The 15,481-nt window shown below is 64.4% G+C and carries 13 protein-coding genes; 7 read left to right on the top strand and 6 right to left on the bottom strand.

Translation table 11 applies throughout. From position 1 onward, the window contains the following. Positions 1–6: 6 nt before the first annotated feature. The 6 genes from FFM81_RS22710 to FFM81_RS22685 form a co-directional block, all read right to left on the bottom strand. Entirely contained in the window at positions 7–843 is an 837-nt protein-coding gene (locus tag FFM81_RS22710; RefSeq protein ID WP_128397940.1) for an HpcH/HpaI aldolase/citrate lyase family protein, read from the bottom strand. Next, positions 840–1,292 (bottom strand): MaoC family dehydratase, encoded by a 453-nt coding sequence (locus tag FFM81_RS22705; RefSeq protein ID WP_037092689.1) that lies wholly within the window; start codon positions 1,290–1,292, stop codon positions 840–842. The genes FFM81_RS22710 and FFM81_RS22705 overlap by 4 nt, the downstream gene beginning before the upstream one ends. Continuing rightward, complete coding sequence (locus tag FFM81_RS22700; RefSeq protein ID WP_138384552.1) at positions 1,292–3,157, bottom strand: acetyl/propionyl/methylcrotonyl-CoA carboxylase subunit alpha; 1,866 nt, start codon at positions 3,155–3,157, stop codon at positions 1,292–1,294. The genes FFM81_RS22705 and FFM81_RS22700 overlap by 1 nt, the downstream gene beginning before the upstream one ends. Positions 3,158–3,165: 8 nt before the next feature. Further along, positions 3,166–4,776, bottom strand: a complete 1,611-nt coding sequence (locus tag FFM81_RS22695; RefSeq protein ID WP_138384553.1) for a carboxyl transferase domain-containing protein — start codon at positions 4,774–4,776, stop codon at positions 3,166–3,168. Then, positions 4,773–5,918, bottom strand: coding sequence for an isovaleryl-CoA dehydrogenase (locus tag FFM81_RS22690; RefSeq protein ID WP_003572396.1), 1,146 nt, complete (start codon positions 5,916–5,918; stop codon positions 4,773–4,775). The genes FFM81_RS22695 and FFM81_RS22690 overlap by 4 nt, the downstream gene beginning before the upstream one ends. Before the next feature lie 323 nt (positions 5,919–6,241). Continuing rightward, positions 6,242–7,312, bottom strand: coding sequence for an AraC family transcriptional regulator (locus tag FFM81_RS22685; RefSeq protein ID WP_037092686.1), 1,071 nt, complete (start codon positions 7,310–7,312; stop codon positions 6,242–6,244). 83 nt (positions 7,313–7,395) lie between these two features. Between FFM81_RS22685 and FFM81_RS22680 the strand changes: the two genes are divergently transcribed. The 7 genes from FFM81_RS22680 (at position 7,396) to lpdA (ending at position 15,464) form a co-directional block, all read left to right on the top strand. Continuing rightward, positions 7,396–8,163 (top strand): 3-hydroxyacyl-CoA dehydrogenase, encoded by a 768-nt coding sequence (locus FFM81_RS22680; protein ID WP_138384554.1) that lies wholly within the window; start codon positions 7,396–7,398, stop codon positions 8,161–8,163. 22 nt (positions 8,164–8,185) lie between these two features. After that, positions 8,186–9,391, top strand: a complete 1,206-nt coding sequence (locus FFM81_RS22675; RefSeq protein ID WP_128397934.1) for an acetyl-CoA C-acyltransferase — start codon at positions 8,186–8,188, stop codon at positions 9,389–9,391. Then, positions 9,388–10,515 carry an acyl-CoA dehydrogenase family protein gene (locus tag FFM81_RS22670; RefSeq protein WP_128397933.1) on the top strand — a complete coding sequence of 376 codons (1,128 nt, stop codon included), beginning with the start codon at positions 9,388–9,390 and terminating at the stop codon, positions 10,513–10,515. The genes FFM81_RS22675 and FFM81_RS22670 overlap by 4 nt, the downstream gene beginning before the upstream one ends. Before the next feature lie 64 nt (positions 10,516–10,579). Then, on the top strand, positions 10,580–11,812 hold the full coding sequence (locus FFM81_RS22665) for a 3-methyl-2-oxobutanoate dehydrogenase (2-methylpropanoyl-transferring) subunit alpha (protein ID WP_128397932.1): 1,233 nt from the start codon (positions 10,580–10,582) through the stop codon (positions 11,810–11,812). 1 nt (position 11,813) lies between these two features. Further along, a complete protein-coding gene (locus FFM81_RS22660; protein ID WP_025417830.1) occupies positions 11,814–12,827 on the top strand; it encodes an alpha-ketoacid dehydrogenase subunit beta in 1,014 nt (337 codons plus the stop codon). A 3-nt stretch (positions 12,828–12,830) separates the two neighbouring features. Beyond that, positions 12,831–14,063 carry a dihydrolipoamide acetyltransferase family protein gene (locus FFM81_RS22655; RefSeq protein ID WP_138384555.1) on the top strand — a complete coding sequence of 411 codons (1,233 nt, stop codon included), beginning with the start codon at positions 12,831–12,833 and terminating at the stop codon, positions 14,061–14,063. Positions 14,064–14,066: 3 nt separating this feature from the next. Then, positions 14,067–15,464 (top strand): dihydrolipoyl dehydrogenase, encoded by a 1,398-nt coding sequence (gene lpdA, locus FFM81_RS22650; protein ID WP_025417832.1) that lies wholly within the window; start codon positions 14,067–14,069, stop codon positions 15,462–15,464. Positions 15,465–15,481 lie beyond the last annotated feature (17 nt).

Below are 15,481 nucleotides of genomic sequence, written 5' to 3'. Positions count from 1 at the left end.
TTCGGCCTATCGCCCGGCGCTTTCCAGAAGGCGGAGCGCGAGCTTTAGATGCGGCAAGTCGAGCATGCGCCCGTCAAGCTGGATGACGCCGGCGTCGGGCCGGGCGGCAAAGGCGGCGGCGACTTTCTCTGCCCAGGCGATCTCGGAAACATCCGGCGTGAAGGCGTGATTGATCGCTTCGACCTGGCTCGGATGGATGGCCATCATGCCTGAAAAGCCGTCGCGCCGGGCGCGGCCGACATAGGCGCTCAGACCCTTGAGATCGCGGAAATCCGGATAGACGGTTTCGATTGCCGGAACGGCGGCGGCATGGGCTGCGAATAGGGTGAGCGAGCGGGCAAGCTCGTAAGGCGGCGTATAACGGCCATCCGTCCTTCGCGCTGTCGTAGCCCCTATCGCGGCCGGCAGATCCTCGGCGCCCCAGGTCAGGCCGCAAAGGTTTGCCGAGACATCCCGGTAGCTGCCGATCTCGAAGATCGCGGATGGCGTTTCGGTAGCGATCGGCAGGATGGGAATGGCTGGCGTCAGCGAGACTGCGAGTTTGCGCACGGAAGCGGCGCCCTCGGCCTTCGGCAGCATGACGGCGAAGGGATGAAGGCCGCTGAGAGCGGCAAGGTCGGCTTCGAATTCGGGGGAGGTCAGGGGATTGATGCGGATCAGCAGAGCGGTCTCGCCGACATGGCGGAGGACGAATTCGTGCACGGCCTCCCGTGCTCGCGGCTTGTTCGCGGCTGAAACCGAATCTTCCAGATCGACAATGACGGCATCGGTGCCGGAGGCGAGCGCCTTTTCGAAACGCTCCGGCCGGTCGCCGGGCACGAAGAGCAGCGAGCGCAGCCTCATGACGGTTTTACCTTCAGCATCGCCGTGCGCAGGCACTGGCAGACGATTTCATCGCGCTGGTTCAGGGTCATGTGGCGGAAAGTGACGATACCGGCATCGGGGCGGGAATTCGAGCGGCGCAGCTCCGTCACCTCGGTTTCCACCCGCAGCGTATCGCCGATGAAGACCGGCTTCGGCATCGTCACCTTGTCATAGCCGAGATTGGCGACGAGCGTGCCGAGCGTGGTGTCGCCGACCGAAAGGCCGACGGTCAGCGCAAAGGTGAAGGTGCCGTTGACGACGATCCGGCCGAATTCGGTGCCGGCGGCATAATCGGCATCGAGATGCAGCGGCTGCGGATTGTGGGACAGCGTCGTGAACAGCAGGTTGTCGGTCTCGGTGACCGTGCGACGGATTGCGTGGGCGATGCGGTCGCCGACCGTCCATTCGTCGAAATAGCGGCCGGCCATCACGCCTCCTCCTTGATGACGCTGACGACTAGCTGGTTTTCCGAGACCCTGGCCCCAGTGGAAACCTGCAACTTTCCGACGATGCCGTCGAAGGGCGCCCGCAGCGCATGTTCCATCTTCATCGCTTCCACCGTCAGCAGACGGTCCCCCTTGGCGACAGGGTCACCTTCGGCGACATCCACGGAGATGACGAGGCCAGGCATGGGCGAAAGGATCGCACCGTCGCCCGCGCCGTGATTTGCCTCGATTTCGCCCGCATGGGGCAGGCCGATCGACCAGGCATTTCCCGCATCGAAAAGCACGGTCGCCTCGTCCATCTCAACGGCATTTGCTTCGAGATCGGGGCGCGCGCGTCCCCAATGGAGGTGACCGTCGATGCGCAGGCGCACGCGGCTGTCGCTTGGCCCGGCAAGGCGGAAACCGGTAAGCGCCGACCAGGGATCGCGACCCATATCGTTCGAAAGTGCCGTGGCCGCCCTGTCGATGACCGTTTCATCAGGCTTGCTTGTGACAAGGTTTTCTCCGTGGCGGTCGAGAAAACCGGTATCGATCCGTGCGGCGCGAAAATCCGGGTCGACGGCGATGCGGGCGAGAAGACCGGCATTGGATCTGACCGGCCAGACCTCGATGCCGGCGCAGGCGGCGGCGAGCTTCGACAATGCGGCCTCGCGGTTCGGCCCATGCGCGATGATCTTGGCGATCATCGGATCGTAGAAAGCGGTAATCTCATCGCCCTGTTCGACGCCGCTATCGACGCGGACGGTTCTAGGGAGTTTGAGATGTTCGAGCCGGCCGATCGAGGGCAGGTAGCCGGCGGCAGGATTTTCGGCATAGAGCCGGGCTTCGAAGGCCCAGCCGTTCATGGAAATCTCGTCCTGGCTTTTCGGCAGCGGCTCGCCGCTCGCAACCTTCAGCTGCCAGAGCACCAGATCGTCGCCTGTTATGGCTTCTGTGACTGGATGCTCCACCTGCAGGCGCGTGTTCATCTCCATGAACCAGATACGGTCGGGATGCAGGCCTTGAGAAGCATCGGCGATGAATTCGATGGTACCGGCGCCGGCATAGTTCACCGCTTTTGCCGCCTTGACCGCCGCATCGCAGATCACAGCGCGGGTGGCGGCATCGAGGCCGGGGGCAGGGGCTTCCTCGATGACTTTCTGGTGCCGGCGCTGCAACGAACAATCGCGCTCGAAGAGGTGGACGCAGTTGCCGAACGTGTCGGCGAAAACCTGCACCTCGATATGGCGCGGATTGGCGATATAGCGTTCGATCAGGACGCGGTCGTCGCCGAAGGCGGCGGCTGCCTCGCGGCGACAGGAGACGAGAAGCTCGGCAAAATCTTGCGCGCGGTCGACGCGGCGCATGCCCTTGCCGCCGCCGCCGGCAACCGCCTTGATGAGCACGGGATAACCGATGGCATCGGCCTCGGCCGTCAGCCTTGCTTCGCTCTGGTCCGGCCCGAGATAGCCGGGGGTCACCGGTACGCCGGCTGCCTGCATCAATTCCTTGGCGGCGTCCTTCAGCCCCATCGCCCGGATGGCGGCCGGCGGCGCGCCGACCCAGATGATGCCGGCCTTCTCAACCGCTTCGGCAAATTCGGCATTTTCCGACAGGAAACCGTAGCCGGGATGGATCGCGGCGGCGCCGGTTTTGCGGGCGGCCTCCAGGATACGCTCCTGCGAGAGATAACTCTCTCGTGCCGGCGGTGGGCCGATGGCGATCGCCTCGTCCGCTTCTCGCACGAAAGGCAGGCCGGCATCGGCTTCGGAATAGACAGCGATCGTGCGGATGCCGAGCATCTTTGCAGTCCGGATGATGCGGCGGGCGATCTCGCCCCGGTTGGCAATGAGAAGGCTTTCCATCATATCGCGCCTCACATCCGGAACAGGCCGAAGCGCGGCCCTTTCGGGATCGGCGCATTCAGGCAGGCGGAAAAGGCAAGACCCAGCACATCGCGCGTCTGGCGCGGGTCGATGATGCCGTCGTCCCAGAGGCGGGCGGTGGCATAATAGGGATTGCCCTCGGCCTCGTAGCCGGCGCGGATCGGTGCCTTGAAGGCCTCCTCATCGTCAACAGGCCAGTCCTCTCCGCGCGCCGCCATCGCGTCGCGGCGGATGGTGGCGAGCACCGAGGCCGCCTGTTCGCCGCCCATGACGCTGATGCGGCTGTTCGGCCAGGTGAAGAGGAAACGCGGGCGATAGGCGCGGCCGCACATGCCGTAATTGCCGGCGCCGAAGCTGCCGCCAATGATGACGGTGACTTTCGGCACGGTGGCGGTGGCGACCGCGGTCACCAGCTTTGCCCCATCCTTGGCGATGCCGCCGGCCTCATAGCGGCCGCCGACCATGAAGCCGGAGATATTCTGCAGAAAGAGCAGCGGCACCCGGCGCTGGCAGGCGAGTTCGATGAAATGCGCGCCCTTCAGCGCACTTTCGGAAAACAGCACGCCGTTATTGGCGATGACGGCAACCGGCATGCCCCAGATGCGGGCAAAGCCGCAGATGAGCGTTGTGCCGTAAAGCGGTTTGAACTCGTGCAGTTCCGAGCCGTCGACGATCCGGCCGATCACCTCGCGCACGTCATAGGGCGAGCGCACGTCATCGGGGATGAGGCCGTGGAGATCCTCGGGATCGAGTTTCGGCGGCCGCGGAGGCTGGATGTCTATGTCGATTGATTTGACGCTGTTGAGGCTGGCGACGATATCGCGCACCAGGAGCAGCGCATGTTCGTCGTTCTCGGCGACATGATCGACGACGCCGGAGCGGCGGCCATGGGTTTCGGCGCCGCCGAGTTCTTCGGCCGAGATGATCTCGCCGGTGGCCGCTTTGACCAGCGGCGGACCGGCGAGGAAGATCGTGCCCTGATTGCGCACGATCACCGTTTCATCAGACATGGCCGGCACGTAGGCGCCGCCGGCGGTGCAGCTTCCCATGACGCAGGCGATCTGCGGAATGCCTTCGGCCGACATCTGGGCCTGGTTGTAGAAGATCGCGCCGAAATGATCGCGGTCGGGAAAGACTTCAGCCTGGTGCGGAAGATTGGCGCCGCCGCTATCGACGAGGTAGAGGCAGGGCAGCCGGTTCTGCAGGGCGATCTCCTGCGCCCTGAGATGTTTCTTCACCGTCAGGGGGTAATAAGCGCCGCCCTTCACCGTTGCGTCATTGGCGACGATCATCACCTCGCGGCCGGATACGCGGCCGATGCCAGCGATGATGCCGGCGCCAGGCGCCTCGTTGCCATACATGCCGTCGGCCGCCAGCGTGCCGATCTCCAGGAAGGGGCTGCCGGCATCGAGAAGCAACTGGATGCGGTCGCGCGGCAGGAGCTTGCCTTTGCCGGTGTGGCGATCACGCGCTGTCGGCGATCCGCCCTCGCGCGCCTTTGCCGAACGGTCTTGGAGCTCGTCGATGAGGGCTCGGTTCTTGGCTGTGTTGGCTTTGAAGCTGTCGCTGTCGCGGTCGATCGCCGTCGAAATCACCGTCATGATGCGATGAGCTCCCGGCCGATCAGATAGCGGCGGATTTCATTGGTGCCGGCGCCGATATCATAGAGCTTCGCATCGCGTAAAAAGCGCTCGACCGGCCACTCCTTGGTATAACCGGCGCCACCGAGCGCCTGGATCGCCTCCAGCGACACCTTGACGGCATTCTCGCTGGCAAAGAGGATGGCGGCCGCCGCATCCGTGCGCGTCGTGCGGCCGGCATCGCAGGCCCGCGCCACGGAATAGACATAGGCGCGGGCCGAATTCAGGGCGACATACATGTCGGCGATCTTGGCCTGCATCAGCTGGAAATCGCCGATCGCTTTGCCGAACTGCTTGCGATCGCGAACATAGGGCAGCACGACATCGAGACAGGCCTGCATGATGCCGAGCGGACCGCCAGCAAGCACCGTGCGCTCGTAGTCGAGGCCGGACATCAGGATTTTCACGCCTTCTCCCTCTCGGCCCATCAGCGCCTCGGCCGGCACCTCGCAATCCTCGAAGATCAACTCGGCAGTGTCGCTGCCGCGCATGCCGAGCTTGGAGAGCTTTTTCGAGACGCTGAAACCGGGCAGACCTTTTTCGATGATGAAGGCGGTAATGCCTTTCGCGCCGGCGGCCGGATCGGTCTTGGCATAGACGACGAGCACGTCGGCATGTGGCGCATTGGTGATCCAGAACTTGGTGCCGTTCAGGATATAGTGGTCTTCCTTTTTCTCGGCACGCAGTCGCATCGAGACGACATCGGAACCGGCGCCGGCCTCGGACATGGCAAGCGAGCCGACATGTTCGCCGGAGATCAGCTTCGGCAGATGACGGTGTTTCTGTTCCGGCGATGCCCAGCGGCGTATCTGGTTGACGCAGAGGTTGGAATGGGCGCCATAGCTAAGACCCACCGAGGCCGAGGCGCGGGAGACTTCTTCCATGGCGACGACATGTTCGAGATAACCGAGACCGGCGCCGCCGAACTCTTCCTCGACGGTGATCCCATGCAGGCCGAGTGCGCCCATCCGAGGCCAGAGCTGGCGCGGAAAACTATTGCTTTCGTCGATCTCCGCGGCGAGCGGAGCAATATGATCGGCGGCAAACCGCGCCGTCGTTTCACGGATCGCGTCCGCGGTTTCGCCGAGCGAGAAATCAAACATGGCACTCCTCCCGCTGAAATATGTAGCGCGGGTTGCGAAAGGTTCAAAGTGCCGTTGAAGGAGATCATGTTGTCGCCGCTACGGAAGGTTGGGTCGAGACGCGTCCACCTATGCTCCCTCATGCCTGTGCTTGTCACAGGCATCCAGCCACCGCGCGTCGGCGCGGTGAATGACTCACTCGCACTATCGAAGAGGGTCTCCTGCCCAAGGACTTGGGCGCGCTGGATGCCTGTGACGAGCACAGGCATGAGGGAGTATGTTGGACGGCTGGCGCCAAATAGCAGCGTGGAGCCTATGACATTGCGAATGGCGCCGGCCTCTGATTACCGCACGGAGTCCTGTCCCTCCGAACCCTCCCGCCGAAAGACCTCAGGGCTCTTGCCCACCCATTTCCGGAAGGCCCGGAAGAAGGCGCTGGGTTCGGAATAGCCGAGTTGCACGGCGATCTCGCCGATCGTTTTCGAGGTGTTCAGCAGCAATTCGACGGCGAGATCCCGACGGATTTCGTCCTTGATGGCGGCATAGCTTTGTCCCTCGTCGTGCAGACGGTGGCGCAGCGTCGAGGGTGGCATGCGCATGTCGGCGGCGAGTTCGGCGAAGCTGCGCCACGTGGCCGGCGTCGCCTGGCTCAAGCGCCGGCGGACGGCGGCGGCGATGCCGGCATCGTAGCGGTAGCGCACCAGAATATTGGCGGGCGCGCCGCGCAGGAACTGTTTCAACGCCTGCCCGCTGCGTGAAATCGGTAGGTCGAGCAGGGCGCTGTCGAACCCAAGCCGGCTGACCGGTTGCGAGAAGCGTACCGGTGCGCCGAAGAACAGCCGGTAGTCGGCGCCTTGTTTCGGCTCGGCGCAGCGGAAATCGACGAGCCGGATCGGAATGCGCCGGCCGACCAGCCAGCAGGTGATCCCGTGCAGGATGATCCAGTAGGTGCGGTAGGCGAAAGCCGAGCGCGGGCCGCCGGCATCCTGGAGCTCGACCTCGGCGAGGCCGTCGCGAATGACGAGCCTGCCGCAGGGGTCGTCGAGCACGACATCGAGGAAGCGCAGCGCCCGGCGCAGCGCATGACCGAGCGTCGGTGCATGCAGCACGCAATGGCAAAGCAGCGTGAAGCTGCCGCTGCGCATCGGACGGCAGCCCATGCCGAAGAATTCGTCGTCGAGTTCGGCGGCGATCGCCAGCCAGAGCGCGCCATAGGTTTCCGCCGAAACCGGCTGGTCGATGACGACCGGCAGCCCAACGCGGGCAAGGATCGGTTCCGTCGGCTTGCCCAGCCGCCGCAGGCTGTCGAGCGCCTCCTCGACAAAGCCCGGTGCGATCATCCGTCGCTCGATCTCGGCCATATCAAACCTCACGCTATGGCAAAACTGGCCGAAATAATGGAGCACTTCTGTCATCGCTTGCAATAGGCGGAGTGAATAAAATCATCTCTGCCAGTTGCGATTCGAGGAGGGCATGGCCGGCGGGGAGGAACAGATTGATGCTGATCCGTGGAGCAAGTTTCATCATCACCGGCGGCGGTTCCGGGCTGGGAGCGGCGACGGCGCGCATGCTGGTCGAGGCCGGCGGACGCGTGACGATTGCTGATCTCAACGTCGACGCGGGCGAAAGGATTGCCCGGGAATTCGGCAGCGATGCCCGCTTCGTCAAAGCCGACGTGACCGATGGCGAGGATGGGGCTGCGGTGGTCGCCGCAGCGGTGGAAGCCTTCGACGCCTTGCACGGTTTGGTCAATTGCGCCGGCATTGCGCCGGCCGAAAAGGTGATCGGCCGCGACGGGCCGCACCGGCTGGAGAGTTTTGAGCGCACCATCAGCATCAATCTCATCGGCACGTTCAACATGATCCGGCTTGCCGCAGCAGCGATCCGGACGGCGGAGCCGGATGCGGAAGGCGAACGCGGCGTCATCGTCAATACGGCCTCGGTCGCCGCCTTCGACGGCCAGATCGGCCAGGCGGCCTATGCCGCCTCGAAGGGCGGAGTGGTGGCGATGACCTTGCCGATCGCCCGCGAGCTTGCCCGCCATGGCATCCGCGTCGTCTCGATCGCGCCCGGCATTTTCGAGACGCCGATGATGGCCGGCATGCCGGCCGAGGTTCAGGCAGCCCTTGGCCAAAGCGTGCCCTTTCCGCCGAGGCTCGGCCGGCCGGCGGAATTTGCCGGGCTGGTGCGCCATATCTTTGAAAACACCATGCTGAACGGCGAGGTCATTCGCCTCGACGGGGCATTGCGAATGGGCGCGCGGTAAGCGCTTGCCCGAAGGAGGAAAGATGGCACAGCAGGATCCCACCGTCATCGTCGGTGCGGCACGCACGCCGATCGGCAGTTTCCAGGGAGAGCTGAAGGAGGCGACCGCGCCGGAACTCGGCGCAGCGGCAATCCGCGCAGCACTTGAGCGCAGCCGCGTCTCGGCCGAGGCGATCGAGGAGGTCGTCTTCGGCTGTGTGCTGCCGGCAGGCCTGGGGCAGGCGCCGGCGCGACAGGCGGCGATCCATGCCGGCCTGCCTTTTTCGACCGGCGCCAGCACCGTCAACAAGATGTGCGGCTCCGGCATGAAGGCGGTCATGATGGCGCATGACCTGATCGCGGCGGGCAGCGCCTCGATCGCCGTCGCAGGCGGCATGGAAAGCATGACGAATGCGCCCTATCTCCTTGACAAGGCCCGCGGCGGCTACAGGCTCGGCCATGGGCGTGTCGTGGATCATATGTTCCTCGACGGGCTGGAGGATGCTTATGATAAGGGGCGCTTGATGGGCAGCTTCGCGGAGGAATGCGCCGAGGCCTATCAGTTCACGCGCGAGGCGCAGGATAATTACGCCATCGCCTCTCTGACGCGGGCGCAGAAGGCGATCGCGGAGGGTAGTTTCGAAAGCGAGATCGTGCCGGTCACGGTGAAATCGGGGCGGACCGAGCAGGTGGCGAGCCGCGACGAACAACCCGGCAAGGCCAGGCTCGACAAGATCCCGACCCTGAAGCCCGCCTTCCGCGACGGCGGCACGGTGACGGCCGCCAATTCCAGCTCGATTTCCGATGGCGCGGCAGCCTTGGTGCTGATGCGCCGCTCCGAGGCCGAGCATCGCGGCCTGACGCCGCTCGCCACGATCCTCGGCCACGCCACCCATTCACAGGCGCCTAATCTTTTCGCCACCGCACCGATCGGCGCGCTGCAGAAGCTGTCGGACCGCACCGGCCTGGCAATCTCGGACGTCGATCTCTTCGAAATCAACGAGGCTTTCGCCGTCGTCGCCATGGCGGCGATGCGCGATCTCGACCTGCCGCATGAAAAGGTCAATGTGCATGGCGGTGCCTGCGCGCTGGGCCACCCGATCGGCGCTTCGGGCGCCCGCATCCTTGTGACGCTGCTTGCGGCGCTTGCGCGCTACGATCTGAAGCGCGGCATGGCCGCGCTCTGCATCGGCGGCGGCGAGGCGACGGCCGTCGCCATCGAGCGGACTGAGGGGAGGGCAGGCAGATGATCCTTTCCGACCTTCAGCAGCAGATCTCTGATGTCGCCCGCGATTTTGCCCGCGATCGGCTGGCGCCGGGGGCAGCCAGACGCGACCGGGAGCATCTCTTCCCGCGTGAAGAACTGCAGGAGATGGGCGAGCTCGGGTTGCTTGGCATGCTGGTGCCGGAGGCCTATGGCGGCTCGGATACCGGTGTGCTCGCCTATGCCGCAGCACTTGAGGAAATTGCCGCCGGTGACGGACCCTGTTCGACGATCATGAGCGTGCACAGCTCCGTTGGCTGCGTGCCGATCCTCAAATTCGGAACCGAGGAGCAGCGGCAGCGCTTCCTCCCTAAACTTGCAAGCGGCGAATGGATCGGCGGCTTTGCGCTGACCGAACCGCAGGCCGGTTCTGATGCCTCGAACCTGAAGACAAGGGCGCGGCGTGACGGCGACCACTATGTAATCGACGGCGCCAAGCAGTTCATCACCTCGGGAAAGAACGGCAATATCATCATCGTCTTTGCGGTTACCGATCCCGACGCCGGCAAGAAGGGCATCACCGCCTTCATCGTGCCGACGGAGACGCCGGGCTACGAAGTGATCCGCATCGAGGAAAAGCTCGGACTGCATTCCACCGATACCTGCCAGATTGCCTTCAACAATATGCGCGTTCCCGTCGACCTGAGGCTCGGTGCGGAAGGCGAAGGTTACCGCATCGCGCTTGCCAATCTCGAGGGCGGGCGGATCGGCATCGCGGCGCAGGCGGTCGGCATGGCGCGGGCGGCCTTCGAGGCGGCGCGCGACTACGCCAGGGAGCGTACCGCCTTCGGCAAGCCGATTTTCGAACATCAGGCCGTTGCCTTCCGTCTTGCCGATATGGCGGTGCGGATCGAGGCAGCGCGCCAGCTCGTCTTTCACGCGGCTTCCCTCAGGGAAGCCGGGCTGCCCTGCCTGTCGGAAGCTTCGATGGCAAAGCTCTTTGCCTCGGAGATGGCCGAACGCGTCTGCTCGGACGCGATCCAGATCCATGGCGGCTACGGCTACATGGCCGATTATCCGGTCGAGCGCATCTACCGCGATGTGCGCATTTGCCAGATCTATGAGGGAACGAGCGACGTGCAGCGCATGGTGATCGCCCGCAATCTATAAGAACCACATCCGGCCCTGCTTCCGGGGAGGGGAGCACGGCTGGCACAGGGAGGAAAACAAAAACATGGTGGATTCCGCTCGTTTGAGCCTGCACGTCCCCGAACCTGCTGTCCGTCCGGGCGGCCAGCCCGATTTTTCCAACGTCAAGATCGCCAAGGCCGGTTCCGTGCCGCGGCCGGAGGTGGATGTCGCATCCGAGGATATCCGTGACCTTGCCTATTCGATCATCCGCGTCTTGAACCGTGACGGTGAGGCCGTCGGTCCCTGGGCGGGCTCGCTCTCCGATCAGGAGTTGCTGACCGGGCTTCGCAACATGATGAAGCTGCGCGCCTTCGATGCCCGCATGCTGATGGCGCAGCGCCAGGGCAAGACCTCCTTCTACATGCAGCATCTCGGCGAGGAAGCCGTCAGCTGCGCCTTCCGCAAGGCGCTTGCGAAGGGCGACATGAATTTCCCGACCTATCGCCAGGCGGGTCTTTTGATTGCCGACGACTATCCGATGGTCGAGATGATGAACCAGATCTATTCGAACGAGAGCGACCCGCTGCACGGCCGTCAGCTGCCGATCATGTATTCCTCCAAGGAACACGGCTTTTTCACCATCTCGGGCAATCTCGCCACCCAATATGTGCAGGCCGTCGGCTGGGCCATGGCCTCGGCGATCAAGAACGACAGCCGCATTGCTGCGGCCTGGATCGGCGACGGATCGACGGCGGAATCCGACTTCCATTCGGCCCTCGTCTTCGCCTCGACCTACAAGGCGCCCGTCATCCTCAACATCGTCAACAATCAGTGGGCGATTTCGACCTTCCAGGGCATTGCCCGCGGCGGCTCCGGCACGTTTGCCGCCCGCGGCCTCGGCTTCGGCATTCCGGCGCTGCGGGTGGACGGAAACGATTATCTCGCCGTCCATGCGGTCGCCCGCTGGGCGGCCGAACGCGCCCGGCGCAATCTCGGGCCGACCCTGATCGAACATGTCACCTATCGCGTCGGCGCGCACTCGACCTCGGACGATCCGAGCGCCTATCGGCCGAAGACGGAATCAGAGGCCTGGCCGCTCGGCGATCCCGTGCTGCGGCTGAAGAAACATCTGATCGTCAAGGGCGTCTGGTCGGAGGAGCGGCATGTGCAGGCGGAAGCCGAAATCATGGACGAAGTGATCGAGGCGCAACGCCAGGCGGAGGCGCACGGCACGCTGCATGCCGGCGGCAGGCCGTCGGTGCGCGATATTTTCGAGGGCGTCTATGCCGAGATGCCGCCGCATATCCGCCGCCAGCGGCAGAAGGCGGGGTACTGACATGGCCAGAATGACGATGATCGAGGCGGTGCGGAGCGCCATGGACGTCTCGATGGCGAAGGACGACAATGTCGTGGTCTTCGGCGAGGATGTCGGCTATTTCGGCGGCGTCTTCCGCTCGACGCAGGGCCTGCAGGCAAAATACGGCAGAACACGCTGCTTCGATACGCCGATCAGCGAATCCGGCATCGTCGGCACGGCGATCGGCATGGCGGCCTATGGGCTCAAACCCTGTGTCGAAATCCAGTTCGCCGATTACATGTATCCGGCCTATGACCAGCTGACGCAGGAGGCGGCGCGCATCCGCTACCGCTCCAACGGCGATTTCACCTGCCCGATCGTCGTGCGCATGCCGACAGGCGGTGGCATATTCGGCGGCCAGACGCACAGCCAGAGCCCGGAGGCGCTGTTTACCCATGTCTGCGGGCTGAAGGTGATCGTGCCGTCCAATCCCTATGACGCCAAGGGCCTGCTGATTGCGGCGATCGAGGATCCCGATCCCGTCATGTTCCTGGAGCCGAAGAGGCTCTACAACGGCCCCTTCGACGGTCACCACGAGCGGCCGGTGACGCCCTGGTCGAAACACGATCTCGGCGAGGTACCCGATGGCCATTACACCATCCCGATCGGCAAGGCCGAGGTGCGGCGGGTGGGATCGGCGGTAACCGTTGTTGCCTATGGCACGATGGTGCATGTGGCGCTGGCCGCAGCCGAAGATGCCGGAATCGATGCCGAGGTGATCGATTTGAGAAGCTTGCTGCCGCTCGACCTCGATACGATCGTCAATTCGGTCACCAAGACCGGGCGCTGTGTTGTCGTCCATGAGGCGACGTTGACGTCGGGCTTCGGTGCCGAGGTCGTATCCCTGGTGCAGGAACATTGCTTCTATCATCTCGAAGCGCCTGTTGTGCGCGTCGCCGGCTGGGACACGCCCTATCCGCATGCGCAGGAGTGGGACTATTTCCCCGGTCCGGGCCGTGTCGGTCGCGCGCTGGCCGAAGTCATGGAGGCCTGAGCCATGGGCGAATTTATCATCAAGATGCCGGATGTCGGTGAAGGGGTGGCCGAGGCCGAGCTGGTGGAATGGCATGTGAAGGCAGGAGATCCCGTCCGCGAGGATATGGTGATCGCCGCCGTAATGACCGACAAGGCGACCGTCGAAATTCCTTCTCCCGTCAATGGCACCGTCATCTGGCTCGCGGGCGAGGTCGGAGACCGCATCGCGGTCAAGGCGCCGCTGGTGCGGATCGAGACGGGGGGCGATGCCGTCGAGGCTCAGCCTGTGGTGGTTGCGTTGGCGCCGGTTGCCGAGACGACGAAAGTCGCGACTGCGAAGCCGGCCCCGGCCACCCCGGCTCCTGCGGCGGCTGCGCCTGCCGAAAAACCGCTTGCCTCGCCCTCCGTGCGGCTTTTTGCCAGGGAAAGCGGCGTCGATCTGAGGCAAGTGCAAGGGAGCGGTCCGGCCGGGCGGATCCTGCGCGAGGATATCGAGCAGTTCCTCGCCCAGGGGAGCGGGCCTGTCGCGGCAAAGAACGGTCTTGCCAGGAAGACGGCGACCGAGGAAATCAAGCTGATTGGCCTGCGCCGCCGCATTGCCGAAAAGATGGTGCTTTCCACCTCGCGCATCCCCCACATCACCTATGTGGAGGAAGTGGATATGACGGCGCTCGAGGAGTTGCGCGCCACCATGAACGGCGACCGCAGGCCGGATCACCCGAAGCTGACGGTTCTGCCCTTCCTGATGCGGGCGCTGGTCAAGGCGATTTCCGAACAGCCCGACGTCAACGCCACGTTCGACGACGATGCCGGCATCATCACGCGTCATAGCGCCGTGCATATCGGTATCGCCACCCAGACGCCGGCCGGTCTGACCGTGCCGGTGGTGCGGCATGCGGAAGCACGCGGCATCTGGGATTGCGCCGCGGAGATGAGCCGGCTGGCGGACGCGGCGCGCTCGGGGACTGCGACGCGCGACGAACTTTCCGGCTCCACCATCACCATCAGCTCGCTCGGCGCGCTCGGCGGTATCGTCTCGACGCCGGTGATCAATCATCCTGAGGTGGCGATCATCGGCGTCAACAAGATCGCCACGCGGCCGGTCTGGGACGGCGCGCAGTTCGTGCCGCGCAAGATGATGAACCTCTCCTCCAGCTTCGATCATCGCATCATCGACGGCTGGGATGCGGCGACCTTCGTGCAGCGCATCCGCACGCTGCTGGAAACACCGGCGCTCATTTTCATCGAAGGCTGATCCATGAAAGAAATTGTCTGCAAGCTCCTCGTCATCGGCGCCGGTCCGGGCGGTTATGTCTGTGCCATCCGCGCCGGCCAGCTCGGCATCGATACCGTCATCGTCGAGGCCGGCAAGCCGGGGGGCACCTGCCTGACGGTCGGCTGCATTCCCTCCAAGGCACTGATCCATGCGGCCGAGGAATTCGACGCCACGCAAAAGATGCTTGGCGGCAGGAACCCGATGGGCATCCGCGTCGAGGGCCTCTCGATCGATCTCAACAGGACGATCGCCTGGAAGGACGGCATTGTCGGCCGGCTGACAGGCGGTGTCTCGGGACTGTTGCAGAAGGCGCGGGTCAAGATCGTCCACGGCCGGGCTCATTTCCGCGACGGCAAGACGGTGGAGGTGGAGACCGAAACCGGCCAGCAGATCATCCGCGCCGAGACCGTGGTGATCGCCACCGGCTCCGATCCGGTGGAGCTTCAGAATCTGCCTTTCGGCGGCCGCGTCATTTCCTCGACGGAGGCACTGTCGCTGACGGAGCTGCCGAAAAAGCTCGTCGTGGTCGGCGGCGGTTACATCGGTCTGGAGCTCGGCACCGCCTTTGCCAAGATGGGATCCGAGGTGACCGTCGTCGAAGCGACGCCGCAGGTTCTGCCGCTCTATGATGCAGAGCTGGTGCGCCCGGTCATGCGAAAGCTGACCGAGAGCGGCATTCGGGTGCTGACAGGCGCGAAAGCGATAGGTCTTGCCGACAACGGCGAAGCATTGATCGTCGAAACCTCCGATGGCCACCAGCAGACCCTGCCGGCGGACCGCATCCTCGTCACCGTCGGCCGCCGCCCGAGGACGGCAGGCTCCGGTCTCGAAGAACTCGACCTCGATCGCGCCGGTCCTTATCTCAGGATCGACGATCGCTGCCGCACGTCGATGCGCGGTATCTATGCGATCGGCGATGTGACCGGCGAGCCGATGCTGGCCCATCGGGCCATGGCGCAAGGGGAGATGGTGGCTGAGATCATCGCCGGCAAGAAGCGGGCCTGGGACAAAAGATGCATTCCCGCCATCTGCTTTACCGATCCCGAAATCGTCAGCGCCGGCCTCTCACCGGCGGAGGCGCGGGCGCAGGGCTATGAAATCCGCACCGGCCAGTTTCCGTTCAGCGCCAATGGACGGGCGATGACGATGCTGTCGGAGGAGGGCTTCGTGCGCGTCATCGCCCGCGCCGACACCAATCTCGTGCTCGGCCTGCAGGCGGTCGGAGCCGGCGTCTCCGAACTCTCGGCGGCGTTTGCGCTGGCGATCGAGATGGGTGCCCGCCTGGAAGACATCGCCGGCACCATCCACGCCCATCCGACCCGCAGCGAAGCGGTCATGGAGGCGGCGCTGAAAGCTTTGGGAAGCGCATTGCATGTCTGAGCCACATCACAGCCGCC

Source organism: Rhizobium hidalgonense (genome assembly GCF_005862185.2).
GTDB lineage: Bacteria > Pseudomonadota > Alphaproteobacteria > Rhizobiales > Rhizobiaceae > Rhizobium > Rhizobium hidalgonense.
Note: the sequence above shows the minus strand (reverse complement) of the source record. Positions and strands in the feature narration are given on the sequence as shown.

Bases quoted from the DNA above. Each gene is read 5' to 3' on its own strand.
- FFM81_RS22710 (WP_128397940.1), bottom strand. From the start codon at position 843: ATGAGGCTGCGCTCGCTGCTCTTCGTGCCCGGCGACCGGCCGGAGCGT.
- FFM81_RS22705 (WP_037092689.1), bottom strand. From the start codon at position 1,292: ATGGCCGGCCGCTATTTCGACGAATGGACGGTCGGCGACCGCATCGCC.
- FFM81_RS22700 (WP_138384552.1), bottom strand. From the start codon at position 3,157: ATGATGGAAAGCCTTCTCATTGCCAACCGGGGCGAGATCGCCCGCCGC.
- FFM81_RS22695 (WP_138384553.1), bottom strand. From the start codon at position 4,776: ATGACGGTGATTTCGACGGCGATCGACCGCGACAGCGACAGCTTCAAA.
- FFM81_RS22690 (WP_003572396.1), bottom strand. From the start codon at position 5,918: ATGTTTGATTTCTCGCTCGGCGAAACCGCGGACGCGATCCGTGAAACG.
- FFM81_RS22685 (WP_037092686.1), bottom strand. From the start codon at position 7,312: ATGACAGAAGTGCTCCATTATTTCGGCCAGTTTTGCCATAGCGTGAGG.
- FFM81_RS22680 (WP_138384554.1), top strand. From the start codon at position 7,396: ATGCTGATCCGTGGAGCAAGTTTCATCATCACCGGCGGCGGTTCCGGG.
- FFM81_RS22675 (WP_128397934.1), top strand. From the start codon at position 8,186: ATGGCACAGCAGGATCCCACCGTCATCGTCGGTGCGGCACGCACGCCG.
- FFM81_RS22670 (WP_128397933.1), top strand. From the start codon at position 9,388: ATGATCCTTTCCGACCTTCAGCAGCAGATCTCTGATGTCGCCCGCGAT.
- FFM81_RS22665 (WP_128397932.1), top strand. From the start codon at position 10,580: ATGGTGGATTCCGCTCGTTTGAGCCTGCACGTCCCCGAACCTGCTGTC.
- FFM81_RS22660 (WP_025417830.1), top strand. From the start codon at position 11,814: ATGGCCAGAATGACGATGATCGAGGCGGTGCGGAGCGCCATGGACGTC.
- FFM81_RS22655 (WP_138384555.1), top strand. From the start codon at position 12,831: ATGGGCGAATTTATCATCAAGATGCCGGATGTCGGTGAAGGGGTGGCC.
- lpdA (WP_025417832.1), top strand. From the start codon at position 14,067: ATGAAAGAAATTGTCTGCAAGCTCCTCGTCATCGGCGCCGGTCCGGGC.